This is a genomic window from Oceanisphaera litoralis (assembly GCF_016907015.1).
Classification (GTDB): domain Bacteria; phylum Pseudomonadota; class Gammaproteobacteria; order Enterobacterales; family Aeromonadaceae; genus Oceanimonas; species Oceanimonas litoralis.
The window spans coordinates 1-1056 of the sequence record NZ_JAFBBE010000059.1; the positions used below are offsets into that span (position 1 = coordinate 1).

Genomic DNA, 1056 nt, shown 5'->3' on the forward strand with positions numbered 1-1056 from the left:
AAGCCCTGCTGCCCTGGCAGCTTGCCGCAGAGCTATCTCAAAAACAGTAATATTATCCGGCTGAAAGCAAGAGTGCTGATTTAATGGCGCTTACGAAACTCTATTTATAACGGCCTTGGTTACGGGGTTTGACGATAAGAAATCTAGTACATAGCCACCTTCTTTAGGCTCTTGTACAAGCAGCTCAACCTCTGAGTAAAACTCTTGTCGCATTTTTGCAAACTTCCATAGCTGCCCATAATGCTGCTCTAAGTAGGCTCTATCCATCGAATTTTGCAAATGCGTTAGTGTTTTACCAAGGGTTCTCATACTTACTTGGTGGTTGACAGCTATATCACCATCAAAATGGATTTGAACAAGACTCACAATTACTCCCTATATATGATTCCGATGATGACTTAGCCATTGGCAAGTAACGCCCGCAGCACGCGCGGCTTCGTAATGAAGGCGAAGCCGCAATGGAAAAGCCGTCGCTGTGCCTGCGATTGTTATACAAAATTTACTCCAATAGCTGATCGAGTTTTTTCTTTAGGAAGTGATCTAACAGCTTCTGACTCCCCTCAAAAAGAACCCTGAATGGAGCATCCTTCAGTTCTGACCGGAGCCGCACCAACACCTCTTTGTTTTGTAGAGCGCTGGCGAAATCGTGACCCGCCTGTGTAAGGCGTATGGGAGTAGACATGAGTGTAACGCCACCTCCAGCCCCAATTGTAATGCCAAGCGACTTAAGGCCATTTACCTGAAGGTCTCGGTTACTGATCAAACCATTTTCCGCAGCCAGCTGAAAATGGAAAAGAAACTTTTCATCTAGCCCGCTTTCCCCGGCAATCTTTATCCCAGAACTCTCAATCTCGGGAACAGAAATGTGGGCAGTATCAGCCTCAAGGAAGACATCTAGTAATTGGGCCACGTAGTCTAAATCAATTCGCATTTCGTCCTCTAAAGATACGCGCTAAGGTGTATAACGCCCGCGTAATAGGCGCGAGCTTGCGAGCGTCCTAATTGACGCGTTTGTTAAGCGATTCATGCCGACTTCTCCAATGCCCAATCGCTTGG

The 1056-nt window shown here is 46.5% G+C and carries 2 protein-coding genes; both read right to left on the bottom strand.

Annotation, left to right across the window (positions count from 1 at the left end; translation table 11 throughout):
* Nucleotides 1-90 precede the first annotated feature (90 nt).
* The gene (locus tag HNR62_RS16060; protein WP_239552885.1) at nt 91-366 is read right to left on the bottom strand and encodes a hypothetical protein; all 276 of its coding nucleotides are present in this window, start codon (nt 364-366) and stop codon (nt 91-93) included.
* Nucleotides 367-499: 133 nt separating this feature from the next.
* The gene (locus HNR62_RS16065; RefSeq protein WP_204797088.1) at nt 500-931 is read right to left on the bottom strand and encodes a DUF2513 domain-containing protein; all 432 of its coding nucleotides are present in this window, start codon (nt 929-931) and stop codon (nt 500-502) included.
* Between the last annotated feature and the right edge of the window lie 125 nt (nt 932-1056).